This is a genomic window from Flavitalea antarctica (assembly GCF_054461535.1).
In genome coordinates this window covers 248,499-274,647 of record NZ_JBTLQG010000002.1, presented here as the reverse complement: position 1 = coordinate 274,647, position 26,149 = coordinate 248,499, and the positions used below count along the sequence as shown (strand labels likewise).

The 26,149-nt window shown below is 43.6% G+C and carries 29 protein-coding genes; 9 read left to right on the top strand and 20 right to left on the bottom strand.

Annotated features, from left to right (window positions below; all coding sequences use genetic code 11):
• Nucleotides 1-30 precede the first annotated feature (30 nt).
• The gene (locus ACX0G7_RS03545) at nucleotides 31-624 is read left to right on the top strand and encodes a hypothetical protein (protein ID WP_458922043.1); all 594 of its coding nucleotides are present in this window, start codon (nucleotides 31-33) and stop codon (nucleotides 622-624) included.
• Between the two features lie 61 nt (nucleotides 625-685).
• Here the strand turns inward: ACX0G7_RS03545 and yidD are convergent, their stop codons facing one another.
• The 17 genes from yidD to gldC form a co-directional block, all read right to left on the bottom strand.
• Nucleotides 686-916, bottom strand: coding sequence for a membrane protein insertion efficiency factor YidD (yidD, locus tag ACX0G7_RS03540; RefSeq protein ID WP_458922042.1), 231 nt, complete (start codon nucleotides 914-916; stop codon nucleotides 686-688).
• 29 nt (nucleotides 917-945) lie between these two features.
• Nucleotides 946-1,335: a ribonuclease P protein component gene (rnpA, locus tag ACX0G7_RS03535; RefSeq protein ID WP_458922228.1), complete on the bottom strand. Its 390-nt coding sequence runs from the start codon at nucleotides 1,333-1,335 to the stop codon at nucleotides 946-948.
• Between the two features lie 75 nt (nucleotides 1,336-1,410).
• Nucleotides 1,411-1,566 carry a 50S ribosomal protein L34 gene (gene rpmH, locus ACX0G7_RS03530; protein WP_458922041.1) on the bottom strand — a complete coding sequence of 52 codons (156 nt, stop codon included), beginning with the start codon at nucleotides 1,564-1,566 and terminating at the stop codon, nucleotides 1,411-1,413.
• 168 nt (nucleotides 1,567-1,734) lie between these two features.
• Nucleotides 1,735-2,643, bottom strand: coding sequence for a DUF6252 domain-containing protein (locus ACX0G7_RS03525; RefSeq protein WP_458922040.1), 909 nt, complete (start codon nucleotides 2,641-2,643; stop codon nucleotides 1,735-1,737).
• A gap of 187 nt (nucleotides 2,644-2,830) precedes the next feature.
• Nucleotides 2,831-3,664 carry a glutamate racemase gene (murI, locus tag ACX0G7_RS03520; protein ID WP_458922039.1) on the bottom strand — a complete coding sequence of 278 codons (834 nt, stop codon included), beginning with the start codon at nucleotides 3,662-3,664 and terminating at the stop codon, nucleotides 2,831-2,833.
• 217 nt (nucleotides 3,665-3,881) lie between these two features.
• Nucleotides 3,882-4,478, bottom strand: a complete 597-nt coding sequence (locus ACX0G7_RS03515) for an OmpH/Skp family outer membrane protein (RefSeq protein ID WP_458922038.1) — start codon at nucleotides 4,476-4,478, stop codon at nucleotides 3,882-3,884.
• 123 nt (nucleotides 4,479-4,601) lie between these two features.
• A complete protein-coding gene (locus ACX0G7_RS03510) occupies nucleotides 4,602-5,111 on the bottom strand; it encodes an OmpH/Skp family outer membrane protein (protein WP_458922037.1) in 510 nt (169 codons plus the stop codon).
• Between the two features lie 163 nt (nucleotides 5,112-5,274).
• Nucleotides 5,275-8,055, bottom strand: coding sequence for a BamA/OMP85 family outer membrane protein (locus tag ACX0G7_RS03505; RefSeq protein ID WP_458922036.1), 2,781 nt, complete (start codon nucleotides 8,053-8,055; stop codon nucleotides 5,275-5,277).
• A 136-nt stretch (nucleotides 8,056-8,191) separates the two neighbouring features.
• Nucleotides 8,192-8,974, bottom strand: a complete 783-nt coding sequence (locus tag ACX0G7_RS03500; protein WP_458922035.1) for an isoprenyl transferase — start codon at nucleotides 8,972-8,974, stop codon at nucleotides 8,192-8,194.
• 34 nt (nucleotides 8,975-9,008) lie between these two features.
• On the bottom strand, nucleotides 9,009-9,857 hold the full coding sequence (gene porG / locus ACX0G7_RS03495) for a type IX secretion system protein PorG (protein WP_458922034.1): 849 nt from the start codon (nucleotides 9,855-9,857) through the stop codon (nucleotides 9,009-9,011).
• 159 nt (nucleotides 9,858-10,016) lie between these two features.
• Nucleotides 10,017-10,892: an NAD kinase gene (locus ACX0G7_RS03490; RefSeq protein WP_458922033.1), complete on the bottom strand. Its 876-nt coding sequence runs from the start codon at nucleotides 10,890-10,892 to the stop codon at nucleotides 10,017-10,019.
• A 28-nt stretch (nucleotides 10,893-10,920) separates the two neighbouring features.
• Nucleotides 10,921-12,375, bottom strand: a complete 1,455-nt coding sequence (locus ACX0G7_RS03485; RefSeq protein WP_458922032.1) for a POTRA domain-containing protein — start codon at nucleotides 12,373-12,375, stop codon at nucleotides 10,921-10,923.
• 132 nt (nucleotides 12,376-12,507) lie between these two features.
• Entirely contained in the window at nucleotides 12,508-13,167 is a 660-nt protein-coding gene (locus tag ACX0G7_RS03480) for a CBS domain-containing protein (protein ID WP_458922031.1), read from the bottom strand.
• A gap of 92 nt (nucleotides 13,168-13,259) precedes the next feature.
• Nucleotides 13,260-14,036 carry an alpha/beta fold hydrolase gene (locus ACX0G7_RS03475; protein WP_458922030.1) on the bottom strand — a complete coding sequence of 259 codons (777 nt, stop codon included), beginning with the start codon at nucleotides 14,034-14,036 and terminating at the stop codon, nucleotides 13,260-13,262.
• A gap of 189 nt (nucleotides 14,037-14,225) precedes the next feature.
• Entirely contained in the window at nucleotides 14,226-14,783 is a 558-nt protein-coding gene (locus ACX0G7_RS03470; protein WP_458922029.1) for a CvpA family protein, read from the bottom strand.
• 5 nt (nucleotides 14,784-14,788) lie between these two features.
• Nucleotides 14,789-15,220 carry a GatB/YqeY domain-containing protein gene (locus tag ACX0G7_RS03465; RefSeq protein ID WP_458922028.1) on the bottom strand — a complete coding sequence of 144 codons (432 nt, stop codon included), beginning with the start codon at nucleotides 15,218-15,220 and terminating at the stop codon, nucleotides 14,789-14,791.
• A 73-nt stretch (nucleotides 15,221-15,293) separates the two neighbouring features.
• Nucleotides 15,294-15,644 (bottom strand): gliding motility protein GldC, encoded by a 351-nt coding sequence (gene gldC, locus ACX0G7_RS03460; protein ID WP_458922027.1) that lies wholly within the window; start codon nucleotides 15,642-15,644, stop codon nucleotides 15,294-15,296.
• A gap of 292 nt (nucleotides 15,645-15,936) precedes the next feature.
• Between gldC and ACX0G7_RS03455 the strand changes: the two genes are divergently transcribed.
• The 7 genes from ACX0G7_RS03455 (at nucleotide 15,937) to tatC (ending at nucleotide 23,003) form a co-directional block, all read left to right on the top strand.
• Nucleotides 15,937-17,124, top strand: coding sequence for a choice-of-anchor E domain-containing protein (locus ACX0G7_RS03455; protein ID WP_458922026.1), 1,188 nt, complete (start codon nucleotides 15,937-15,939; stop codon nucleotides 17,122-17,124).
• Between the two features lie 105 nt (nucleotides 17,125-17,229).
• On the top strand, nucleotides 17,230-17,979 hold the full coding sequence (locus tag ACX0G7_RS03450; protein ID WP_458922025.1) for a DUF4290 domain-containing protein: 750 nt from the start codon (nucleotides 17,230-17,232) through the stop codon (nucleotides 17,977-17,979).
• A 120-nt stretch (nucleotides 17,980-18,099) separates the two neighbouring features.
• The gene (murA, locus tag ACX0G7_RS03445) at nucleotides 18,100-19,413 is read left to right on the top strand and encodes a UDP-N-acetylglucosamine 1-carboxyvinyltransferase (RefSeq protein WP_458922024.1); all 1,314 of its coding nucleotides are present in this window, start codon (nucleotides 18,100-18,102) and stop codon (nucleotides 19,411-19,413) included.
• Nucleotides 19,414-19,438: 25 nt separating this feature from the next.
• On the top strand, nucleotides 19,439-19,930 hold the full coding sequence (locus ACX0G7_RS03440) for a GAF domain-containing protein (protein WP_458922023.1): 492 nt from the start codon (nucleotides 19,439-19,441) through the stop codon (nucleotides 19,928-19,930).
• Nucleotides 19,931-19,995: 65 nt separating this feature from the next.
• Nucleotides 19,996-20,568 (top strand): guanylate kinase, encoded by a 573-nt coding sequence (gene gmk / locus ACX0G7_RS03435; RefSeq protein ID WP_458922022.1) that lies wholly within the window; start codon nucleotides 19,996-19,998, stop codon nucleotides 20,566-20,568.
• A gap of 80 nt (nucleotides 20,569-20,648) precedes the next feature.
• Nucleotides 20,649-21,917 (top strand): hemolysin family protein, encoded by a 1,269-nt coding sequence (locus tag ACX0G7_RS03430; RefSeq protein WP_458922021.1) that lies wholly within the window; start codon nucleotides 20,649-20,651, stop codon nucleotides 21,915-21,917.
• Nucleotides 21,918-22,151: 234 nt separating this feature from the next.
• Nucleotides 22,152-23,003, top strand: a complete 852-nt coding sequence (gene tatC / locus ACX0G7_RS03425) for a twin-arginine translocase subunit TatC (protein ID WP_458922020.1) — start codon at nucleotides 22,152-22,154, stop codon at nucleotides 23,001-23,003.
• A gap of 87 nt (nucleotides 23,004-23,090) precedes the next feature.
• On the opposite strand, the gene ACX0G7_RS03420 is transcribed toward tatC, so the two are convergent.
• The 3 genes from ACX0G7_RS03420 to ACX0G7_RS03410 all read right to left on the bottom strand — a co-directional run bounded on the left by ACX0G7_RS03420 (nucleotide 23,091) and on the right by ACX0G7_RS03410 (nucleotide 25,051).
• A complete protein-coding gene (locus ACX0G7_RS03420) occupies nucleotides 23,091-24,065 on the bottom strand; it encodes a deoxyhypusine synthase family protein (protein ID WP_458922019.1) in 975 nt (324 codons plus the stop codon).
• 152 nt (nucleotides 24,066-24,217) lie between these two features.
• The gene (locus ACX0G7_RS03415; RefSeq protein ID WP_458922018.1) at nucleotides 24,218-24,670 is read right to left on the bottom strand and encodes a hypothetical protein; all 453 of its coding nucleotides are present in this window, start codon (nucleotides 24,668-24,670) and stop codon (nucleotides 24,218-24,220) included.
• Nucleotides 24,671-24,871: 201 nt separating this feature from the next.
• Nucleotides 24,872-25,051, bottom strand: a complete 180-nt coding sequence (locus tag ACX0G7_RS03410) for a hypothetical protein (protein WP_458922017.1) — start codon at nucleotides 25,049-25,051, stop codon at nucleotides 24,872-24,874.
• Between the two features lie 478 nt (nucleotides 25,052-25,529).
• Between ACX0G7_RS03410 and ACX0G7_RS03405 the strand changes: the two genes are divergently transcribed.
• Nucleotides 25,530-26,120 carry an acyl carrier protein phosphodiesterase gene (locus ACX0G7_RS03405; RefSeq protein ID WP_458922016.1) on the top strand — a complete coding sequence of 197 codons (591 nt, stop codon included), beginning with the start codon at nucleotides 25,530-25,532 and terminating at the stop codon, nucleotides 26,118-26,120.
• Nucleotides 26,121-26,149: the final 29 nt, after the last annotated feature.

The window sequence follows — 26,149 nt, the reverse complement described above, 5'->3', positions numbered from 1 at the left end:
GGCTCTTTGTTAAACTTTTATATTTATTACATGAAACAGCTTACAACGTTTGCAACCGCTGCTTTATTTATGTTCCTGGTGGCATGTTCAGGTGAGAGCAAAGAGGTACTTATCATGGGAAGCGGAAAATTAACGCTTGGCGAGAACAGCGTTACCATAGAACCCGGCAGCCGTCACAATGAAGAGAGACTCAAGGTAACTGCAGATAAAATTACTGTGAACGGATTTGAGGGTGTTAAAGAAATTGCGGTACCTGAATCAGGATTGTATGTATTAAATCTGAAAAAAGATACATTGGTCGGAAGTTATCAGCGGGTGGTAGAAGGATCTGGTGAAACAAAGATCACACAGGATGTTTTACGCACAAGGGTTGATAGTCTGAATCAACTTATGGTGGGATCAAATGTGAATGCTGCAAACAGGAATTTCTTCCTTCCGCCTGGACAGGTCGCAAAGGTCAGTACTAACACCCAGGCACAAGTGATAGGACCATACCTGAAAATGCCAACAACTTTTGAAGGTGGCAAAGACCATGAGATCTACAAGTTCTATACTAACAAAGAAGTAAACGAAATTATCCAGAAGATCAGGCCGGTAATGAATCCAACAGATTCAGCGAAATAACCGGAACTACTCGGCCCGGTATCAAGATGTGCAATGGTTTCAGCTAATAGTACAGTCGGAATCAGGGCACAGGATCCTCTCCGTGGCCACCCCAGGGATGGCAGCGCGATATTCTTTTAAGCGCCAGCAAGAAGCCTTTAAACAACCCATATTTCTGAAAGGCCTGTAATGCGTAGTTTGAACAGGTAGGAGTGAACCGGCATTGCGGACCCAGCAACGGGGATATCAGCCACTGATAAATTTTTATCAGTGCAATAAACGGGTAACTGAGGATCTGCATTAGTGATTTCATCCGTAAAATTAGTTTTTCAGCACGACCGGCTAAGCTGACTGATCCGCAAGTTTTTTGAGGGCAAGGGTCATCTTTTCATAAACAAATTCATATGCCGGAAGTTCTTTACCGGTATAGATAATAAAAATCGCCATTGAGAGTGGAGCGCCTTCCTTATTCATCATTTCAAGGAAGGTGCTTTTTTGTTTCCGGTAACTTTCTCTCAATAGTCTTTTGACCCGGTTACGATCCACCGCTTTTTTGAAATTCCTGCTGCTTACGCTAAATCCAGCCTGTAGGATAAACTCCTGGTTCTCCATCTTCGTATACGTGATCCTGATTGGGTGAACAGCAACAGACTTCCCCTCTTTGAACAGCAGTTCAATGATCTTGCGGCTCTTAAGCCTTTCGGTTCTTCCTAGTGTCTCGCTCGATTTGATTGCAGGGAATTTAAATAAAAAAGCCCCACAAATTTTGAGGGGCTGAATATTGTGCGGTTGCGATAGCTTGCGAGATTACTTTAAGCGACTTTCATCGGAGACACTAAGCTTCTTACGACCCTTTGCTCTACGGCTTGCAAGTACTTTACGGCCATTGGCTGTTTGCATACGTTTACGAAAACCGTGAACACTTTTACGGCGGCGCCTGTGTGGCTGGAATGTACGTTTCATTGTTTACTTTTTAATAATTACTAACCCGTTTCTGGAACATTGCCTGTGGAGAAACAGGCATCATTTCAAACTACAGCACGGGCACCATCCCGTATCTGCCGTGAAAGGGACGGCAAAGGTACTAAAATTTGAGTATGTGAACCAACAGGTTTTTAGCTTTTTTTCAGGCTATTGATAACTTATGGAGAATGATCCGTTTGTAATTGGTTTAGTGGCCCCGCTTTGCAACACTTCCCCGATAAAATTAAAAGAGCCCTTCACTTTTTTGTTGGCCGGGTCATGTTCCAATATGGTTAGTTTTCCAGAACTCGCCAGAAATGAAACCGTGGTGCTTTGGTTATAAAGTCCAACATAACCGCCGACAAAATCGAAGTTGTAGGTACCAGGCGTAATATTAGCCGGAAATTGTAATCCAAGCGCTCTTGAACCGTCGGTCTGCGCGCCATTTACCAGGATGTTACCCTGAAATAAAAATCCGCTCACATCTGCTGGTTTGTACACCGCGCCATCAATAGTGGCCTGTAGCGTATTGCCAACCTGTATCGGTCCGCCGGAGCCACCGGTTCCTCCTCCCACGGTAGTAGGGGTAGAACCATACGGAATATTCTCAAATACCCCCTCAAGAACAGTTTTTTCACCATTGTCTAACTGCCGGAACAATTTGAGTTCAAAAGTACCTGAGATCAGTTTCTTGACTGTATCAATTTTCGTTACATAAACTTTACCACCGGCTTTAGCCTGGTCTGCACTCTGATTGGTGGTGTATGCTTCGTGGTTCGTTTCAGTGCTGTCTGTCCATGCTGCCAGGTGGAATGAACGCTGATCCAGCGTATATTCTCCGGTTGAAGTGCCGTCCAGGCTGATAATAAAACTTTTCTTATCGTAACTGATGCCATACACAGCAATCATGTCGTCTGTAATTGTTGCGGCTGCAACCCTGTCTGCCAGCCAGGCTTTCCCATTGATCGACATCTTTAAGCGGGCGGCACTGGTGTTCGTATTCCCGGTACTGCCAAGGGTATCCACGCTCATTTCTTTTCCACAGGCTGCCAGCAAAATCATAGCTGTAAGGGCCATGCACGTTTTCAAAAAGTTTGACATGTTCAGTTTGTTAGGTTAGGGTTGAGTATTATGTTGTTTAAGAATGTGTTACTAAAAAATATGTCGAAAAATCGTCTCGGAATAACATAAACGTAAACGCGCTTAAATAATTGGGAAACACCGGAATTTTAATATGATCCCCGGAAAGATAAGTTTGACTATCCTAGTGCATTGAAAGATGCATTGACCGAAGCGGTTCACCATAAAACTGGGATGCATGCCTGTCAAAATCTTCAGTAGAATCCGTGGTGTAAAACCGCCGGCTACCTGCGCGGCTGATTTTATCTGCCATCCTGGGATGGCGGTCCAGATAATCCGCCAGCTTAGCAGCTACAATTTCTCCCTGCCCCAGTACCATTACTGAAGAAGGAACAAGATCCCTGATTTGTTGCTGGATCAGCGGATAATGGGTGCAGGCCAGGAGGATCGTGTCAATGGCCGGATCCTTACCCATAAGGTTTGAAACATGTCTCCTGATAAAAAAAGCCGCCCCTTCTGATTCGTGTTCATTATTCTCGATAAGGGGAACCCATATTGGGCAGGCCTCCTGTGTGACTTCGATGCCGGGGTAGAACTTATCGATCTCTATCAGGTAAGAACGGGACGTCACCGTACCCGTGGTTGCAAGGATCCCGATATGCCCGCTTTGGGTGTAACTTCCAATGGTTTCAGTGGTGGGCCGGATCACTCCTAAAACCCGTTTTTCTTGTCCCATTGCGGCCAGGTCTTTTTGCTGGATAGTTCTCAGCGCCTTGGCGGACGCGGTGTTACACGCAAGAATTACCAGTGGACAATTTTGACTGAAAAACCATCTAACGCATTCAAGGGTATAATTATATACGGTTTCAAAAGAGCGGGGACCATACGGAGCCCGTGCATTGTCACCAAGATACAAATAGTCGTAAGCCGGCAACTTTTGCACGATCTCTTTCATAACAGTCAGCCCACCATAACCCGAATCAAAAATGCCAATAGGAGCATCCATAGTTGCAAACATAAATTCAAAAATTGAACATTTCACCTTCCCAATTGATACCATCTATGTTCAAACCCTTCCAGGTATCCGAAAATTCACTCACTATAGTAAAGGATTTATTTAAATAAAGGGTTCATCGCTGGTCACACAGTAATACACGGATAACACAAGCATATACGCACTCAAAAAAAGCCGCTCCATTGCGGAGCGGCTTATACTATTGTAACTGGAATTTTTATTAATTCTTTGCTTTAGGATCTTTTGTTGGTGGCGTAGCCGGTCCTGCAGGAGGTTGTTGAGCAGGAGCTGCATTGCTTGAAGCGTTAGGAGGCAGCTTAATGTTCAGTTTCTTTGCTACAAGGCCCAAAACGTTATCAGAAGGAGGTGCAACCAGTACACTTTCTCTTTCGAAGATATAAGTATACCCGTTCTCTTTTGCAACCGCCTGGATAGCATCCATTGCTTTTTTATAAATAGGACCCATCAGGCCTTGTTGTCTTTCCTGTAACTGCTGTTGAATCCTCTGTTCTTCACCAGCAAGGTCCTGGTACAACTTCTGTAATTCTGTACGCTTAACCTCTTTAACAGCAGGCTGGAGGGTAGCAGAATCTTTATAGAATTTATCAACACTTGCCTGCAGATTCGCTTCCTTATCTCTGAGGTTCTGAACAAGTGCTTCCTGTAATTGTCTGACGGTTGTATCAGCTTTTGCAGCTTCCGGCATGACGCTAATAAGTTCCTGGGTGCTGATATACCCGTTTTTTGATTGAGCAGTTACCTGGTTAGCTGCCATCAAAACAATAGCAAACATTCCGGCAGTTAGAAACTTTTTCATTGGTCTTTTTTTTAAGGTCGCAGAGATAAACCGATGCGATGTTGTTTTAGTTTTAAAATTCGAATTAATATATAAGTAGCGAAAAACTACCCGCAGGTTGTATTTAGCAACTCCTCTTTGGATTTATTTAACACCCAGTTCTTTCAACACGTCTTCGCTCCTATCCAATTTTGGGTCGGCAAAGATAACAGTAATTCCTTCACTTTTATCTAAAATAAAATCAAATTGACGGTTGACCGCAATTTTCTGTATCGCGCTATAAACCTTATCCTGTATAGGTTTCACTAATTCCTGGCGCTTTTTGAAGAGATCCCCTTCGAAGCCGAATCGCTTGCGCTGGAGGTCGCGGACTTCCTTCTCACGCACAAACAATTCATCCTCTCTCCGTTTCTTCAGCTCATCGCTCAACATAACCTGCTCAGCGTCAAAGTCCTTGTACATTTTATCAAGCACCACCTGCCTGTCATCAATCTCTTTTTGCCATTGGCCGCTAAACTGTTCCAGCTTTTTTTGCGCTTCTTTATAATCGGGAATTTTTTCTAATATATACTTTGTGTCAACAATTCCATACCGCTGAGCCTGCACGAAACTGAGCGAAAGAATAAGGGCGGTGAAGATGGCTAACTTTTTCATACACTTGTTTTTTACCGTTGATTTTTCTGTTACTTATACTGATCTGCTGTATGATCCGGGCTGAAGATAATGTAAATCCACTTTTTTACATAATGGGTCCCGGTAAGAAATGAAGTTGATGTTATCTAAATTTTCAGTTTCGAAGAAGGTTGAAGTTGATTGATTATTCAGGTTCGAATCCTAACATGAACGTAAAGCGGGTTGCATCTTTGAAACTGTTCCGGGAATTCAATCTGTCGAAACCTACACCGTAGTCAAATCCGAGCAAACCGAACATCGGGAGGAAGAACCTGGCGCCAACGCCTGCACTTCTGCGGAGACGGAAAGGATTGTAAGATTTATAATCATACCATCCGTTTGCAGCCTCAAACCAAACAGTTCCATATATGGTCGAACTTGGATTGGTGGTGAACGGATATCTTAACTCCATAGTATACTTATTGAACATGGTAAAGAACTGGCTCGCGTTCTGCTGATCAGGGTTGATCTTTGGATTCGAAGTTTCATAAACAGGATATCCCCTGTGAGCAATGATGTCGTAACCAAGTATAAAGTTCCCGTTAGCAAGTCCCGCATCTCCAACCTGGAAACGCTCGAACGGTGAAAAGTCTATGTTCTTATTATATCTTCCCATGAAGCCATATTTGGCCGCAATTTTCAACACAAACTGGTTGGTACGTTCTGCTCCAAATGCGCGTCCGATTGGTATATACCACTCCGCATTAAATCTCCATTTATGGAACTCCGGAGACTCAAAGCTGGTCTGAGGTGTAATGTTTTTGTTGAAACTTGAATATGGCGGAGTGAACTGGCCGCTCAACAGGAAGTTTGATCCGCTCGTTGGAAAGATAGGATTCGGACCGGCAGAGTTACGACCGATGGCAATCTTCAAACTCACGTTGTTTGATGTTCCATTTTGAAAGTCTGCCGAAAATATCGGGTAATTATTAAGGTTATACCTGGTATAGGCCAGTGTATATACAAGAGAGAAATAGTCATCCGGCCATTTCAGTTGCTTACCAAGAGAAATGGACGCACCAAAGTTTTTGAGACTATTGCTGTCGCTAAATACATAACGGTTTGTGCCGGGACTGTAACCACCTGTGCGGAACAAGCTTTTATACAAGGCAACGGTAAGAGAGTTCTTCTTTTTGCCACCAAGCCATGGCTCCGTAAACGAAAAGTTATAACTCTGGTAGGCGCGACCATTACTTTGAATACGCAGACTTAACTTCTGACCATCACCTGTTGGTAACGGATCCCAGGCCGACTTCCTGAAAATATTTTTGATACTGAAGTTGTTGAATGAAACACCAAGAGTACCGGTCAGACCGATACCACCACCCCAACCTGCCGACAGTTCCAACTGGTCGGAAGATTTTTCCTCGACAGTATAGTTAATGTCAACGGTTCCATCTTCGGGGTTCGGCACAGGATTGATGCCGATCTTTTCCTGGTTAAAAAATCCAAGTTGGGCTATCTCACGATTTGTACGGATCAACTCCTGCCTGCTGTATTTTTCACCGGGCAAGGTCCTTAGTTCACGTCGGACAACATGCTCTTTTGTTTTTTCATTACCTGATATGGTTATGTTTTTATAAACAGCCTGTGGTCCCTCTACTATCCGGATCTCAAAGTCAATAGTATCATTATACACTGCAGTTTCAACGGGGGAGATCCTTGAGAAGAGATAACCATCATCCTGGTAAAGACTGTTGATGTCTCCACCTTCTGCGGTCATCTCCGTTCCAAGCTTCTTGTTTAAAGTTGCAAGATTATATATATCTCCTTTCTGAATTCCGAGAATGAGGGTAAGGATTGAGTCGCCGTATTTTGTATTTCCCTTCCAGGTAATATTTCCAAAATAGTATTTACGTCCTTCTGCTACTTTCACATCAACAAAAAGATTTCCTTTATTATTGAAATACTGGGTATCCTTATCGATCATTGCATCACGGAAACCAAGGGAGTTATAATAACTCAGCACTTTCTGCTTGTCTTCCTCATATTTTTTCTCATTGAACTTTGCAGATGAGAATAACTTAAATCTGAAATAAGGGTCGAGTACTTCTTTCGTTTTTGAGATGGATAAGGGACCTGCATCAGCTAGATATTCCCGGAAACTTGGCGTTGAGTTCTCACCATAAGGGCTAGCCTGCTGAATGGGATGAAGCGACAAACGTGACATTTCCTTCGTGCCCTTCATTTGCTTTTTCAGTCTTCCTTCGCTGACTGCTTCGTTACCATAAAAATTCACGTCGCCGATTCGGACCTTGTTACCTTTCTGAACTATAAAATTTAATATGATAGAGTTCGGAAGTGCAGGATCGGGAACTTCTTCGATAGTTACCTTAGCACTCTGAAATCCTTTCTCTGTATAAAACTTTTGAATTGCTTCCGTGGCGTTCAACTTTACATTCTCTGTAACCACACGACCGGGGACCAGCCCGGTTTTCGGACGAATCTCATCTATTTCAGATTTCTTCACACTGCCTTTCAGAAAATACTTCGATAATGCGGGACGCTCAAGGACATTAATTTCTATAAACAGATTTTGTCCTTCAAGTTTTGTAAAAAAGATCTGGACATTCGAGAACAGGCGTTGGTTCCAAAGATTATTTATAGCCTTGCTGAAATTATCTCCACCGGGTATGGTCACACGATCCCCAACATTAATTCCGGAAATTGAAGTCAGGAGCTGCTCATCGTACCTTTTGGTACCGGTCACTTTTATACCACCTATAATATATTCTTTCGGTTGTCTTGATTCAGTTATTTCAAGCAGGCGGGGATCAATAGAATTCGGCACCGTATCTGTGACCGGTGTGCGTGCTGAATCCGTAACCGGGGTGCGAACCGAATCTGTAACCTGTGCGCGGACTGCCTTCGATAAGGGCAGGATTGATATGGTGATAAAAAAAATCTGAGTAAACTTCCGCAGCATTCCGGTTATATTTGAGTTGAGCAAATTAAAAGGATTTATTAAAAATGATATGTTAAAGATGGCTCCCGGCGCAGTTTGCAGGAACAATCCTTAAAAAATAACGTTACGGGCGGGAGAACAGAGAGAGTAGTGCTGATCACGTCATGGCGATTTCATTGTTGATCTGGTCGCCGGTTTTACCAAAGCGTCTTTCCCTTTTTTGGTAATCCAGAATTGCTTCATATAAATTTTCTTTCCTGAAATCGGGCCAGCGGACCTGGGTGAAATACAGTTCCGCATAAGCGAGCTGGTAAAGCAGGAAATTGCTGATACGATATTCACCACTGGTCCTGATCATTAATTCCGGATCGGGCAGATGGCTCGTAGTGAGGTATTGTTGCAAAGTATCCTGGGAAATCACCGCCGGATCAAGTTTGCCGGCTTTTACGTCTTCAGCAATATTTTTCACCGCCTGTACCAGTTCCCAGCGACTGCTGTAACTGAGCGCCATGATCAGGTTAAGCCCGGTGTTTTTGCTGGTAATTTCCAGTGATTCTTCCAATTGTTTCCGCGCATATTCAGGTAACATCTTAGTGTCGCCTATCACATGCAGCCGGATATTGTTTTTGTTGAGTGTTTCCGTCTCTTTGCGAATGGTTTCTGCGAGCAGTTCCATCAAACCGATAACCTCATATTCGGGGCGATCCCAGTTCTCCGTGGAGAATGCATATAGTGTAAGGTATTCGATGCCAAGTTCAGCGGCACCTTCGACAATGTCACGTACGCTTTCAACGCCATGAAAATGACCGTACAGGCGGTCCTGTCCTTTTTCCTGCGCCCACCTGCCATTGCCATCCATAATGATAGCAATATGCCGCGGAAGTCGCTCCATATTAATTTGTTCCTTCAGGCTCTGCATACCTCTTTTTTTGAAGTGCACGAAGGTACAAAAATATTAGGTGGGTCAAGGTTTTTTAGTTCGCCGTAGGACAACGATAAGATGTGATGTTAAATGACACAAAAACTTCGGCGATCATATATTGATCCTTTTGCTTGGAGAATCCTCTCTGGCGACCCTCGATACCGATGATCTCACCGGTTTCATATGATCTGTCCTGGAGTAATCTTGCCTGGGATGGCGTACCATCCGGAAGTAATGGAAACCGGTCTGCACCAACATAAGTGGTACTTACATCATCGAGATAATCGGTAGTGGTAAAGCGATGGGTTATTTCAGCTCCAATATTAATCCTGTCATTAATCGCATATTTTACGCCCACTCCCAGTGGAAAAGCAAAAGCCATGGTATTATAAGGCTTGCGGTCGGGATAATCTGCCAGGCCCTGTCCCTCTGTTGCCAGCGAACGCAGATAGATCTTTTGTTTATTCAGGTATGCGTATGGATCGTAACTGAAAACACCTGCGCCAATGGTTACATATGGAGTGAAGCTATGATAAGGATCCCCGGGTAAAAACTTGAAGAAATTGAAATCGCCCTGCACCGCGAGTTCGAATACATTTGAATTAAAGCTCAGGTTCCGGCGGCGCTGGTAATCGTTATCGGTGGTATATACATCAGAATAACCGAGTTGGGTGTAGTGGGCGCTCACCCTCATACCTACATAATTCCCGAATTGTTTGCGGAAAAAAGCGCCTACCGCCAGTTTTGGACGGTTGATACGGGCCTGGGTGTTAAGATCCCCGAAGTAATGGCCCGCTCCAAGCGAAAGACCGATTTCCCCCTGCTGGACTATACTCTCATACTGTGCATCAGCGAAATTTACAGCAATAGACAGGAGAACAACAAAAAACAGCTTCTTCATATATTCAGTATAAAAATTGTTTAGTCTTTGAAACAACGGTTTTCAGGGGAATGTGGGACTAGCAATTTTAAAGGGGTACTGAGAAGGGTCCAATATATTAACTATAATCGACAGCTACAATGGATAACGCAGGATTTCTCTTTTTCTTTCATTTAAAAATTAATTTCTTGTGTCGAGACCCCAGGAAAGCTTGTTTCTCAGGGTTTGCAGGAAATTATTTTCATTAAGTCTCACCAGGCTCATTGTAAAGCTCTCTCTCCTAACCGCTATCTGTATTTGCTTGTCAACGATTTCCCGCCTCGAATCAAGGGCAACTATGAATTGCTCAGTGCGTCCTTCCACTTCGAACGAAATAATATTATCATCAGGCACCACGATCGGTCTTACATTCAGATTATGCGGCGCGACGGGCGTGATCACGAAACTTTCCGAATCAGGGAACACTATCGGTCCGTTACAGCTCAATGAATAACCGGTGGACCCTGTAGGGGTTGAAACAATTAAACCATCTGCCCAATAAGTATTCAGAAATTCACCATTCAGATACGTATGTATCTTGATCATGGGCGAAGTATCGGTTTTATGGATAGCAAACTCGTTCAGGCCATAAGGTACGTTGTCAAACAACGTCTGGTTGGCGTCCAGGTGAACAAGTGAACGTTTATCAATAACAATTGTGCGGTTTACGATTGCCCGTACAGCTTTGTGTAATTCATCGCGGCCGATACTTGCAAGAAAACCAAGCCTGCCGAAGTTGATACCGATGACCGGAATGTTTTTATCTTTTACAAGGATGACTGTATCGAGCAAGGTACCGTCGCCACCAAGGCTGATGAGAAAATCGAATGAGTCGTCGAGCTGGTCAGGACTGTTAAATGTCGAAACGGCGGCAGGAAAATTGAATCCCCTGATCGCTTCAAAAAATGGATAATATATTACTGGTTCTATTCTCTCTTTTGCAAGTTCTTCCAGTAGCTGCAACACCTGTACATGATTATCAAGATCTATAACCCTGCTATAAATTGCTACCTTCATCTGTTCGTAATTATTGTTCTTGTCAACATCAGAAATCACCCTTGATGTGTAAAAATAGGCCGTTTTCTCCCAATTGATTAAAGCTGTAGTCAAATCTGAGAACGAAATCGTAGAAAGTTACAATATCAACCCCGGCACCGGCAGTATAAAGCATCCGGTTGGTTAACGTATTTGTATAGGTGTTTTTGCTGTAATTATAACCTACATCGCCAAATGTCCTGGCATAAATCCGGAATGGAATACGGTCGTGGGACTTTGACTTGAGGTAGGTGGGAATGCTGAAACGGAAAAGTTCCCTTCTTAATGTCTGCCGCGATAACAGGCCGGCGACCCCGTCTATCACATATTTCTCTAGACCGCGAAGATAGAAATCGTTATACCCAAACATCCGCTGGTTCACATAAGGCTGATCGAACGGAAATCTCAGGACTCCCTGGCCGGACCAACCGAAATAGGTTTTTCTGGCGATCTCTTTATTGATATTGAGTTTGCCGGCAACCTGCCACATATTCATTTCTTTCTGTACACCACGCTTAAGGAAGCTGAATTCACCCTGCCAGCCTTTCAACGGAAATGGAATATAATCAACATTAAAATAATTAAGGGAATAGGCTAATTCCGGATAGGTAACACTTGTTTTGCCGTTATTGAAGTATTTGGGATTTAAAACAACGATCCCGGTATCGACCAGTTCATTGGTAAGGCCAAGGCTTATGCCATGGAAGGTTCTAAGTTTCGGGCGATAGGTATATTCAACGCTGCCTTTCCACCGGCGGATACCCCTTGCCAGGGTATCAACAAATTGTTGTTGGTTATCCAGTGTATTATAATTGACTTCCTGGTTTTTAGAATACTGGAATCCGATCTTATAACCGTGCTTAAGTGATTTGTCGGCATAAGGCTGGTCGTATTGAAATTCGATTTGCCGGCTGTAACCGGTAATCAGCCATAGGCGCAGCTTGTCGTTCCGACCGGTGAAGTTATAGTGGGTAAATTTGAAACCATAGTTCACGCGATCCAGGCCGTAACCCTGTTTGGCCCATTCGGAAAGGTTTCTATCGATCGGTTTGAGATGCGGCAAAGGAAATATATACCATCGTTCTTTCACCTGGATCACAATGTCAACGGTATTACCCCGGAACGACTTCAATGCAACTATTGCTTCGTTGAATAACCTGGTATTCATCAACTGCTGGCGGGCGATTTCAAATCCTTTCACCAGGTCGGGAAGATAAACTGAGTCACCGGTCTTGAAAGGCAACTCCCTGGCAACGATATATGGTTTAGTTCTTTTATTACCGGCAATAAAGATTTCTCCAACAACAAACGGAGTTCCCCCTGCTCTTGGAGTAACAACTACACGGGAAAGCTCGACGGAAGGGACCGTATCCGTTCCGGATCGCGTAGTTTGAGATTGTTGGGCATTAAGGATTGCGCAACTCCACAGAAACCAACCAAAAAAGGCGTAATATTTCTTACCCATCCGCATGCCGGCAAACGCGCTCTGTAATTTTTGAATAATATGTATAGATTAAACCCCAGCTACCCAGGGGTCAGAAAAAATATAATATAACGTTTCTCAGTTATGCGTTTGATAAATCTGGCCGGCGGGAAATCAAATATTCAGATAATTCATCAGGTGGTCGTAATTGTCTTTCAGCTCATTCTGATACAATTCTTCCCCAAAATAATATTTTACCTGGTAGTCGTAACGCTGAAATGTTGCAATAATGTCACTGATCTCAAACTTATTGATCTTAAGGGTTACAAAAAAAGCTGCCGCCTGTGCATCCCAGTAAGTGTTAAGTTGTGTGATCTGTGCATCATTTGTTTCGACCAGTTTACTGATTTCTGAGAATGAAAAATTCCGCTGGTCCATCTCCAGAACAATCACTCCACCCGGATCACTGGCTCCTGCTATCTTTCCGAAGTTCTTCAGAAGATCAGTTGCCTGGATCACTCCAATAAACTCATTTTCTTTCTCAACCACCGGCACCACGGTGAGATTATAATCATTAGATGCCTGGATTGCTTCTATAAAATGAGTATTTGCGTGCACCGCGATTCTGGAAAAATGATCAGTTGCTGAGCTCAGAACAGCGTTTTCATCCATATCCAGGAGATCGTTTTCAAAAACAAGGCCAAGGTATTTATCCTGGGAAATCACAGCAAGCTGCGACACATGGAACTCACTCATAAGTTCCAGGGCCTGGAAAACCTTATCCTCCGGATTAAGCGAAGGGATGGTAGATGATATAATTTCTTTGTTTAACACGTACGGGAATTTAGCTTCTTTACGAATCTTGTTTGTGAGCGCCTTTCATATATACGACATAAAGCGCTTCCTGGTCTGGAAGACGGCAAGAATCAGGCGACCGCTGCAGGCTCGCTTAATTTTGTCAGAAATTTGTGTAGGATAGAGTTGAACTCTTCCGGGGTTTCCATCATTGGCGCATGACCGCATTTATCGATCAGATGCAGTTCAGAGTTAGGGATCAGCCGGTGGAATTCGCGTCCTACGAAAGGAGGTGTCACTGCATCATTATTTCCCCAGACCAAAAGAGTGGGTTGTTTGATCTGGCTTATCTCTTCTCCCAGGTTATTCCTGATTGCAGATTTGGCCAGCGCGATGATCTTGATTGCCTGCATCCTGTTGTTTACAATACCATATACTTCGTCAACAAGTTCTTTGCTGGCAACTTTTGGATCGTAGAAAGTAAGTTCTGTTTTTTTGCGGATGAATTCGTAATCTCCGCGTTTTGGGTAAGTATCGCCCATACCGTTCTCAAAAAGACCTGAGCTACCGGTAAGTGTGAGCGATTTTATCCTTTCCGGATGTTTTAAGGCGTGAAGCAGGGCAACGTGGCCGCCTAACGAATTTCCGAGCAGATGAACCTGCCGGTAATCTTTGTGCTCTATAAACTTGTGAACGAATTTTTCGAGACCTCCGACTGACGTATGTAACAGATCGAGCTCAAACAATGGAAGCATAGGCACTACGACCTTGTAGTGTTGCCTGAAGTATTCAATAAGATCCATGAAGTTGCTAAGTGCCCCGAAAAGTCCATGCAACAGGACCAGCGGTTCACCCGTACCTTCTTCTATAAATCTGAACTTTTGTTCTTGTTTAATCTCGTAATTCATCGTCTAAGTCAGTTCAGGTCAACCAATTAACTGCTAAAATACTGGATTTAGCCGAAAAAAACCACCCCTTGCAAAGCAAAGAACATTTTTCTTAAATGTCAAATTTAGTGCAATGGCGGGCGAATCCCTGATTATTTTAGGGTTGAGGACAGGTTCAGGTATCTGCTGTCAGAAGTGTGGAACGCTATTTTAGCTGATCCTGTTGTTTGGCTGAGGGACTTTCTCCGATAACCTGCCAAAAAACTCCTGCAGTTCTGCAAACATATCTTTGAACCAGGGCAACAAAATGCCTATCCCGTCTATGATAAACGGACCAACGGGTTCAATATACTGGTAAGTGAATGAACTGTTTAACGTGTCTTCATCAAAAAACTTCATCTGCACCGCGAAAAATAAGAGCACGCTGAAAGCCAGGATATACATGATGGCATAAAGCAAAATGCCTGCGATCCTGTTTAACCAGCCTAACATAGCCAGCTCCATGGTGGATTGCATCACCGCTGCCAGCAGCCTGACCAGCAGCACCACTCCTATAAAAACCAGGGCAAAGGCCAGGAAAGGCAGCCATCTCGCAGAGACATTTACGGACTCATCAAGATATGCCGCCACCACGGTGGAAAGCTTCAATGCAGCAACCAGGCCCACTATAAAACCGATCATTGAAAACAAGGCAACGATGAATCCCTTCTGAATTCCTTTTACCACTGCCATGATCATAAGCCCCAACAGGATGATGTCGATGAGCATATCCGCTATTTGGCTAATAGTTGTCTGACAATGGCACTCACCGTTTTACCATCAGCTTTCCCTGCGAGTTGCTTTGTAGCCAGTCCCATCACTTTTCCCATATCAGCAGGTGATGTAGCGCCGGAAGTCGTAATGATCCCGCTGATAATGTCTTTGAGTTCATTCTCATCCAGCTGGCGTGGCAGGAACTTTTCGATTACAGCGATCTCTTCCTGCTCCTTGAGCGCGAGATCCCCGCGATTTTGCTGCTGAAAGATCTCAAGAGAATCTTTACGTTGTTTTACCAGCTTCTGCAGCAGTTTGATTTCGGCATCTTCACTGATTTCCCCACCTGCCCCCTCCGAGGTTTTTGCCAGGATGATGGCTGCTTTGATCGCCCTCAGGCTTCTGACGGATTTTTCATCTTTCGCGAGCATGGCAGTCTTCAGCTCGGTCATAATTTGTTGTTCTAAAGCCACGTGAATAAAGTTATGAGTTGTGAATGATGAGTTATGAATCCTTTTGACTCTTTCATAATCCCTTTGATTGCTCTTTCAACTGAATCGCTCTGAATTTTTCGTAGAAATCCTTCGCGAATTTCTTCATGTCGCCAACCAGTTCTTTTTGATGAGTCGCTCTTTCATAGCTGTCTGCCATAGTGATCAGGGTCTGATAATAAAAGTCGGCCATTTCATCCACCATCATTTCCTTGGTCCAGAGATCCACTCTCATAGCTGTACGGTCGTTCCCATCCCAAAACGAAAGTATCATTGCTTTTGCAGGCCTGGCCTTGTCCGCCGTGCTTTCACTTGCCTCCCAGCTGATCTGTTTAGGCACCTTTTTATCATCCAGCGAGACATTAATTGTGATTTTTGATTCCATTATTACCCGTATTAAAAATTAAGTGCTTCTCAGTGAAATGCAAAAATACAGGTAATCGGAGTAACTATCTTTTTTGTTGCACTTTCTCCGGCCGCTGCCATTCAGCCACGCGAAGTATTGAATATCATGGGTTAACCTGTTTAATGAAACCCTTATCCGGCGCCGGATTGCGGAAAATACTGAGGTCTTATTTAAGTATTAACACTTTGCATTCGGTGAGGAGTGTATGTACTTTTATCCCGTTCGTAATCCGCCCAATAACAATTTACTCATATAACCAAACTCAGTTCCTATGAAAAGAAATCTACTCAACACCTTATCCTTAACCGCCATCCTCGGAGGCATAATAAGCCCGCTGGCCTCGGAGGCTCAATGTGAGTGCGAAGCTGGCCAGGCGCCAAATGAGCTGAAATATACTTATGTACTGGATACAACCAATGCGCCTTCATCTGCCATTACTTTTCCAAAATTCAACCCGGCCATGGGAGTCCTGAACTGTGTGAGCTTTTCAGATACCCTGTCCCTGATATCCACTTCGGAAGTTATCAATACCGCATCGGTTCCGGTGACGTATCGATTCCTTCTAAACGTTACCAACGATTTCGCCGGACCTGGAGTTTCTGTAAACGAATCTACCAACCGGAATTACGGCCCAACATTGTTGGCTAAATATGGCGATCCGGGCGACAGAACAGTTTATGGACCGGATACCCTGTTCAAAAACAGTAGTCACACCACCAGTTCGTCATCCGCAGTAAGCTACCTCGGTGGATCGGGCAATGTCAGTTTTACTTATACCGTTAACGGTGGTCTTATTTCCACACAGGGAGGTATCAACTACACCTACCAGATCGTTTCAAGGTATTGGGGAAGGTTCGGCCTTACCTATTACTGGTGTCCAAATGCTGTACTATCTACAAATATTAAAAACTTTACTGCTGTAAAGAGCAATAAAAACGTCGATCTGACGTGGATAGTAAGTAATAATCTAATATCATCTACCTATGAAATCCAAGTCAGCAAAAACGGCCGCGAGTTCTTTGGAACAGGCAATATCCAAACCAGTTCTTCTTCATCGGGCGCTTCGGCAAAATACACCTATCAATATAACACTGATCAGGCTACTGCAGGGCAATTATACTTCCGCGTCAGGCAAACCGATGCCAACGGGAAGGTAAGTTACTCAACAGTCAAATCGCTGAACCTTGACCAAAAGGCAAGAGGTTCGTTCAGTGCATACCCTAACCCGGCAGTTAACAAAGTATCACTCCAGTTCGATTCGAAGCTGGATGGCGACTATAATATTGATATCACCAACCAGGTGGGCCAGGTAGTGATCTCAAAACCCATGAGAGTGAAAAACACAAGCCTGATCGACCTGGAGCTTGGTAAGGTGAGCGCTCCCGGTATGTATTATGTCCGTGTGAGAAATACATCAAACGGCCAGGTGTCCACTAACAGGATTATGATAGCGCGTTAAAACCTGTGATTGACCAATAAACAATTCCGGAAAAAGGGCCTGAGAAGGCCTTTTTTCATTTTGGAGTTACTTCATTACTTTTGTACTATGCTGAACATGGAGAACATGGAATACAATACAACAAGAAATCACCTCATCATGAGAGAATATGGCAGGCATATTCAGAAGATGATTGAATACCTGTTGACTATTGAAGATAAGGAAACCCGCCAGCGGAACGCTTATGCGGTGATTGAACTGATGGGCTTTCTGAATCCCCACCTTAAAAATGTGGAAGACTTCAGGCACAAACTCTGGGATCACCTGTTCCTGGTTTCTGATTTCAAACTGGATGTGGAAAGTCCATATCCCATCCCTACCAGGGAAACGCTGCGGGCAAAGCCAAAGCCACTTCCTTATCCAAAAAGATATCCAAAGTTCTCACACCTCGGTAAAAACCTTGAGCTTGTTATCAATAAAGCGCTGAAGGAAGAAAATCCCGAAAAACGCCAGGGTTTTGCGAATGCGGTTGCCTATTATATGAAGCTAGCCTATAATAACTGGCATAAGGAAACGGTTCATGATGATGCAATCCAGTCTGAATTGTCCAGCTTAACCGGTGGACAGCTGGAATTCACAAATACTCCATATGTAAGAAGTCACCGACCAAATGAGGGACGTGAAAATAACCGCAGTGGCAGTGGCAATTATGGCGATTTCCGCAATAAACGTAATAATAACAATAACAACAATAATCAGAAGTTCCAGCCACGTGGTGGTGGGGCAAGCGGCGGACCGGGACGTAACGACCGCAACGACCGCAATGATCGTAATGCCGGTGGCGGCGGTGCCAAGTTCAAAAAAAGATTTAAATAATAAACAACCCACAGTATTCAGAAGGTTGACAAGGTATGCTTTGTCAACTTTTTTTATTTACCGGCAACAAGGTTCCAGCGGTTGAATTAAACCGCAAACAAATAACCATAACGATATTATATGGATTCATTCGAAGTGATCGGGGGCAAAAAACTGAAAGGTGAAATCATACCGCAGGGTGCGAAAAATGAGGCGTTACAGATAATCAGCGCGGTTTTATTAACGCCGGAAAAGGTAACGATCTCGAACATCCCTGATATTGTAGATGTAAACCTGCTGATAGAACTGCTGGGCGACATGGGCGTGAAGACAACCCGCACCTCAAAGGATACCTGCGAATTCCAGGCGGATAATGTGAACATTGATTTTCTGAACAGTTCAGAATTCAGGCGAAAAAGCGGGCGGTTACGCGGCTCCGTTATGACCGCAGGCCCTATGCTTGCCCGTTATAAGAAGGCTTTCATTCCGAAACCGGGGGGAGATAAGATCGGTCGTCGCAGGCTTGATACCCATATCATCGGCTTTGAAAAGCTGGGTGCAGAATTTAAGTATCACTCTGAAGATGGTTTCTTCCTTCTCGAGGCGCCTAACCTGAAAGGTGTTGATCTGCTGCTGGATGAACCTTCAGTAACAGGTACGGCCAACATAGTGATGGCAGCATCCATGGCCCGGGGCACAACAACTATCTATAATGCCGCCTGCGAGCCATATATCCAGCAACTTTGCAGGATGCTTAACCGGATGGGTGCAAAGATCAGTGGGATCGGCAGTAATCTGCTCACAATAACCGGCGTCGATTATCTCGGTGGCACAGATCACCGCATGCTTCCGGATATGATCGAGATCGGTTCATTCATCGGCCTTGCAGCAATGACACAGAGCAGCATCACCATCAAGGATGTGAGCCTTCCGAACCTCGGTATCATACCCGAAAAATTCAGACAGCTGGGTATCCAGATGGAATTCAGGGGAGATGATATTTATATTCCGGAACAGGATGTTTACGAGATACAGGGCTTTCTTGACGGATCAGTATTGACCATGTATGATCACCCGTGGCCGGGTTTAACGCCCGATCTGCTAAGTATCATTCTTGTAATAGCAACGCAGGCGAGAGGATCGGTACTCATACATCAAAAGATGTTTGAGAGCCGGTTATTTTTTGTTGACAAACTTATTGATATGGGAGCGAAGATCATTCTTTGCGATCCTCACAGGGCAGCGGTAATCGGCATTGCACGCGAACACAAATTAAGGGGCATTACAATGAGTAGCCCCGATATACGGGCAGGCGTTTCCTTGTTAATTGCAGCATTAAGCGCAGAAGGAAAATCCGTGATTCAGAACATTGAACAAATTGATCGCGGATACCAGGACATTGATGGAAGGCTCAGAAAACTTGGTGCAGAAATAAAAAGAGTGAACAATAGTTGAAACCGATAATTCACAACTTCTTAATATGGCAGAGGATTTAAAAATTACTACGGGCACTAAAGAAGAACAATACGAATCGATAGTCAGCCAGATCAGGGGATTAATGGAAGGCGAGGCAGATCTGATCGCTAACCTGGCGAATATTTCCGCTGCTCTGAGGGAACAATTCAATTGGTGGTGGGTAGGATTCTATCTGGTAAAAGGCGAAGAGCTTGTGCTGGGGCCGTTCCAGGGACCGGTGGCGTGCACACGTATCAGCAAGGGCCGCGGTGTTTGCGGAAGTAGCTGGGCCAAAGCCGAAACCCTTATCATACCTGACGTTGAAGCCTTTCCCGGGCATATTGCATGCAGCAGTTTCTCCAGGTCCGAGATAGTATTGCCCTTGATATTTAATGGAGAAGTTAAAGGCGTACTGGATGTAGACAGTGAGCATTATGCGCATTTTGATACAACTGATCAGGTTTACCTGGAAAAGATATTGCAACTGATACCAGAGGTTTCTTTGCAGCAACTTTAAACTTAACGACTTCCGGTTCCTGACGAAACAATTATCTTACGGCTTTTATAAACTGTACCACCAGGATGCCCGTCAAAAATAAAATTATAGTTATCACTGCTCCTTCGGGCGCCGGGAAAACGTCAATCACCAAACATTTACTGAAAACTTTTCCGCAGCTTGCTTTTTCCGTCTCCGCCGCCACCCGCGAAGCGAGGAGTAATGAGGTGAATGGAAAAGATTATTATTTTATAAAAGTTGAAGACTTCCAGCAGAAAATAGAGAACAACAAGTTTGTAGAATGGGAAATGGTGTACCAGGGCAAATATTATGGAACACTCCGGTCCGAACTCGAGCGCATCTGGAACAATCAACAGGTACCGGTACTCGATATCGATGTGAAGGGTGCCATTCATGTTCAGCAACAGTTCAGGGAAAATACACTTTCAATATTCATTGAACCTCCTTCAATAGATGAGCTGAGGCGCCGCCTTGAATCAAGGGGAACGGAATCTGAAAAGAGTTTACAGGACAGGGTGAATAAGGCGTCCTATGAAATTTCATTCAAACAACATTTCGATTGTGTTATTATGAACGATAACCTCGAACATGCCTGTGTAAAGGCTGAAGAGGAGATCAGGAAATTCCTCTCGTTATAATGCTTTCCTAGTATCAGCCTCGTTTTCCTGCCGATTGTATTTGTAATACCCTTCATATTTTATACATTCGTGTACGTATTATGAGTGTAGTAGTTATCATCGCTATTGTTATCGCCCTTTTTTTCATTGCTTTTTTTTCCGGGATCGAGGTTGCTTTCGGTTCGGCCAACCGGTTAAGCATAGAATTGAAAAAGAAGCAGGGCTTTAGCAGTGGAATACTCCTCTCGGCCCTGTTCGACAATCCCTCAAGATTTTTAGGAACAATAATCGTTGGCTTCAATGTGTTCCTGGTTCTTTTCACTTTATTGGTCAGCGCGCTGTGGACACCACTGCTCAGCAGGCTGCACATGGATACCCAGTGGATCGTCACCATCCGGCTGGCCGGTGAGATCCTGCTTTCGGGTCTTATTGTGATTCTTTTAGGGGAATTCATTCCCAAGGCCGTTTTTAAGGCGAAAAGTGATAACCTCCTGAATTTTTCTGCGCGAACCGGGCTGCTGGGTCTGATGGACTCTTTGTTCTACCAGTTAAGCCTGATGTTTGTAAGTATTTCCAGCTGGATACTAAACATCATCTTCGACGTCCGAATCGACAAGAAAAAGCAACCTTTCTCACGCACGGATCTGGAACATTTTTTCCAGCAAAACAAGGAATTCAACGATGATAGCCAGGATCTGAACACAGAACTTTTTGAGAATGCCCTATTATTACCAAAAATCAAGATCAGGGAATGCCTTGTGCCGCGCAAGGAAATCGAATCTATCGATCTGAAATCAACCGTTGAGGAGCTCCGGCAAAAATTCGTTGCGACAAAACTCAGTAAAATGGTCATTTTTGACGGTGGCATTGATTATATTATCGGTTATGTACACCAGCTTGACCTGTTTAAACACCCTGAATCCATAAAAGATATTCTTTTACCGATTCCGGCAGTGCCTGAAAGCATGAGCGCAACTGACCTGATGAACAAGTTCACGAGAGAAAGGAAAAGTATCGCCTGGGTAGTAGATGAGTTTGGAGGCACAGCAGGAATCGTTACCATGGAAGATCTCCTCGAGGAAATCTTCGGCGAGATCAAGGATGAATATGACGTGGAGGAGTTCGAAGAGAAAAAGATCTCCGACGCCGAATACATTTTGTCGGGCAGGCTTGAGCTTGATTACCTGCAGGAAAAATATGGCTTCGAATTTGAAAATGACGACTCAGAAACCCTGTCCGGTTATATTATTCAACAACACGAAACGATTCCCCGCCTTAAGGAGCGGATAATTATAGATGATTATGAATTTGAAATTCTTAATGTGAGCGATACCCGGATCGAAATGGTAAAAATAAAATTATTAAAATAAACCCAACCGGGTCCTTATGCCATTGGCTTTCATCCGCTTTACAATCCCTTTTGATCGATTCATTATTCATTTGGCAGGTTCACCAGCATGGCGAACCGTTTGTGTCTGAGCGTGAAACGGCTCCCGGGGAGGTTCCCCCGGTCTGAATCTCCTTACACTGACGTTTCGTACATTGATAGCCTTAATACCTTAAATTTGCCCCGCTTTAGGCAGCTTTGAATTCTAAAACCACATATGCCATTACCATTTTTTAGTAAACGAGGAGTGAAAACGGAGATGACCTTTGTAGATCATCTGGAGGAGCTACGCTGGCATATAACCCGTTCGCTGATTGCCGTAATTATCGGTGGGATTATCGTTTTCATTAATATAGATTGGGTCTTTGATAATATTATTACCGGCCCCCTGCAACCGGACTTTCTGAGCTATACCGCCCTTTGTGACTTCGGCCGCTGGCTGAAACTTGGGAACAGCTTGTGTTTGCCCCCGCCTAAAAGTGAGCTGCAAACCACTGCTTTCGGGTCCGAGTTCATGAGTAGCATCACCATTTCCTTTATGTCGGGCTTTATTATGGCCTTCCCTTATATTTTCTGGGAGATCTGGCGGTTTATTAAGCCTGCCCTTAGTCCACGCGAATTAAAAAGCACGCGGGGAGCAATCGTGTGGGTTTCTTTTTTCTTTTTTGCTGGTACTGCTTTCGGATATTACCTCCTGGCACCATTTACTTTCAGCTTCCTGTCCAATTACACAATTGGCACCAGCGCGGTATTGGTTGCACGCCCAACCCTTGCTGATTATCTCGAAAACCTGGTAGATATCATAATCGGGGCGGCCCTGGCGTTCCAGTTGCCTATCATATCATCGGTGCTGACCAAAATTGGAATTATCACGCCTGCGTTTTTAAAAACCTATAGGAAATATGCATATGTAGGTATCCTGATCATCTCAGCAATCATTACTCCCTCGCCTGACTGGATGAGCCAGATGATCGTTTTTGTTCCGCTGGCTATTTTATATGAGTTCAGCGTAATGATCTCAAAACGTATTTACAAGACCCAGCAGAAGAAAATGAAGGAGTGGGAATAACAGCCACCTCCTGGTGAAGTCTGGTAAAACCAAAAAAAAGCGGCTACGATGGTAGCCGCTAACATAAATTTCAAAATAATTATCTTTTTACCAGCCCAGGATATAGGCAAAGATGAGCGGTGCTACTATTGTTGCATCGGACTCAACGATAAACTTCGGCGTTTTGATATCCAGTTTACCCCAGGTGATTTTTTCGTTCGGGACCGCCCCCGAATATGAACCATAGGAAGTTGTAGAATCAGAAATCTGGCAGAAATAACTCCAGAAAGGCACATCGTGCCATTCCAGGTCCTGGTACATCATGGGAACCACACAGATCGGAAAATCACCCGCAATACCTCCACCGATCTGGAAAAAGCCAATCCCTTTCCCGGACGAGTTCGCGCGGTACCAATCACTCAGCCAGACCATGTATTCGATACCTGACTTCATCGTGCTTGCTTTCAGCTCCTGCTTGATCACATAGGAAGCAAAAATATTCCCCATGGTGCTGTCCTCCCATCCGGGAACCACCATCGGAATATTCTTTTCAGCGGCAGCGATCATCCAGCTGTCCTTAGTGTCTATCTCGTATCCGTCCTTCATCACCTCACTGAGCAATAGCTTATACATGTACTCGTGGGGAAAATAACGCTCCCCGCTTGCATCGGCATCTTTCCAGATTTTCACAATATGCTGCTGAATCTTTCTGAAGGCCTCTTCCTCGGGTATGCAGGTATCTGTTACCCGGTTCAGCCCCTGCTCAAGCAATTCCCACTCCTGCTCCGGTGTAAGATCGCGGTAATTAGGTATTCTTTTATAATGTGAATGGGCAACAAGATTCATTACATCTTCTTCAAGGTTAGCCCCGGTACAGCTGATAATAGCGATTTTATCCTGCCTGATCATTTCAGCGAGAGATACACCCAGTTCTGCAGTGCTCATCGCTCCTGCAAGTGTCACCATCATTTTTCCGCCTTCCAAAAGGTGAGTTTCATATCCTTTTGCTGCATCAACAAGTGCGGCGGCATTAAAGTGTCGATAATGATGTTGTATAAATTGTGATACAGGTCCTTTATTCATGTTTTGCTTTTTACTTTATTTAAATGGCGGCAAAGTTAGTGTAAATGCAAAATATGGACCCTGATTACAGAATTCAGGTTGGGGTATTGCTATAAAAAGTAAAAAGCCCCTGGAAAGGGGCTTTGTCCAACTAAACTAACTGAGAAAAATTATTATAGGGTAGATTTCCTTTCTTTCTTGAATGTGCTCCATCCCTGTGCTCCATTGGATTTAAGTACGAGTGTGTAATCTGCACTTTCCAGTGTAACATAATAAGATGTTTCATCGCCTGCAGAAACTTCGAACAGGTCAGAGATCCATGAATCTTTCAGGTTCTTTTTCATTGAAGTCTGAAGATGGATCGGCAACTGGGCAGCTATCACGTTCCGGGTAACAGCAAGCAATTCGCCGGCTTCAGAATAATATGCAAACATAACCTGGTCATTCAGCTTGAATGTAGCTTTTGCAAAATCTTTAGTGTTTTCCCATTTAACTTCTACAGCCTGGGCAAATTCACTTTTAAAAGAGTTTACTGCTTTTTGACTTACGCCTATTTCGTTATTAGCAAAGGTACTCGTGAAGGCAACGGTTAATAATAAGGATAAGGCTAGAATTCTTGTTTTCATTTTTTTGTGTTTTATACTGGGGTTTTTTTTGAATGTTGTTTACTGACTGAATTGTGTAATTGATTGTGTGGTTTGTTGTTTTTGTGTGTTGGATTGTTGACTTGTTGGTATTGTTTGTTTGTTGTTATTATGTCTTTGATTGTTGTTACTTTTTATTCCTGTTTTCCTGTTATTGCTTGTATAGAAATAAGACGCGTCTATTTAATTAATGTTACAGCCAGATGAAAAAAAGTTTTTTAAAAGATTGGAAGGCACATTTTCACCGGCTACCTGGAGAGTTGTAACCGTACTTTTCACTTGCCCGACCATAAACGCTATTACTGAAACTTTATTACATGCTGTCTGCACCTGTAACTCGTTTATGGTAAATAGCTGTTTCATTTTTTGTTTATCGCCCGGTTAACTTCCGATTGATGACACAAAGATATATCGCAGTAATTCAGTTGTCAAGTGAATAGTGATTAATGGCGGCCATTGTTAAAGCAATTAAAAAATCAGCTGCTGCAAAATTTATTGTGCACCTCTTAGAAAACTTTTGTAACTCAGTGTGGGCAAGGATTTCAGACGAAATTTGTATTGTGGTAATTCTTCTATGTTAATCAACGTTAAACTACGAAATGAATTTGGCACGATACTACATTGAAAATACAAACCATTCATTTATAATCTTATAATAACACGGATGAGTGATCGAAAATGGGAATTGTGTACGCTAGCGGACAGTTACCGTTCATCACGAAAAAAAATCAATCTTTTTTTGTCCGGCTTACAAAGCTTATCAAACTGTTAGGGATTTGGAATATGCAAGGGACAGGTAATATTATTTTTACGTCCACCGGATAACCTTAAATTGTATATTATGAATTATCTGGCTCACGCTTTCCTTTCTTTCAACCGCCCGGGAATACTGGTTGGAAATATGATCAGTGACTTCGTGAAAGGAAAAAAGAAATATGAATATCCTGATGATATTCTGGCTGGCATAAATCTTCATCGTGCGATTGATGATTTCACCGATCTGCATCCGGTCACGAAATCTGCTAGGCAAATTTTCCAACCGGATTATGGGTTATACAGTGGTGCATTCATGGATATAGCATATGATTACTTCATAGCGAACGATAAGGCACTTTTCGAACCGCGTTCACTCGAAACATTCAGCCAGGAAGTTTATGAGATACTTGAATCGTATTCGTCCGTCTTTCCGCCAAAATTCAAACAGGTGTTCCCTTCGATGAAAAAATATAACTGGCTCCTGAATTACCAATACACTACAGGTATAGAGAGAAGTTTTGAAGGGCTCGTTTACCGGGCAACATTTATTTCTGACAGCTCCCCCGCTTTCACCCAGTTCCTGCTGAATAAAGAAAAACTGGAAACCGCCTATAAACTGTTTTTTCCGGAACTCATACATTTTACAAAGGACCGGATTGAAAATAACCCCATGTGAAGGAATCCTTAAAATTGCCGCCGGCAACA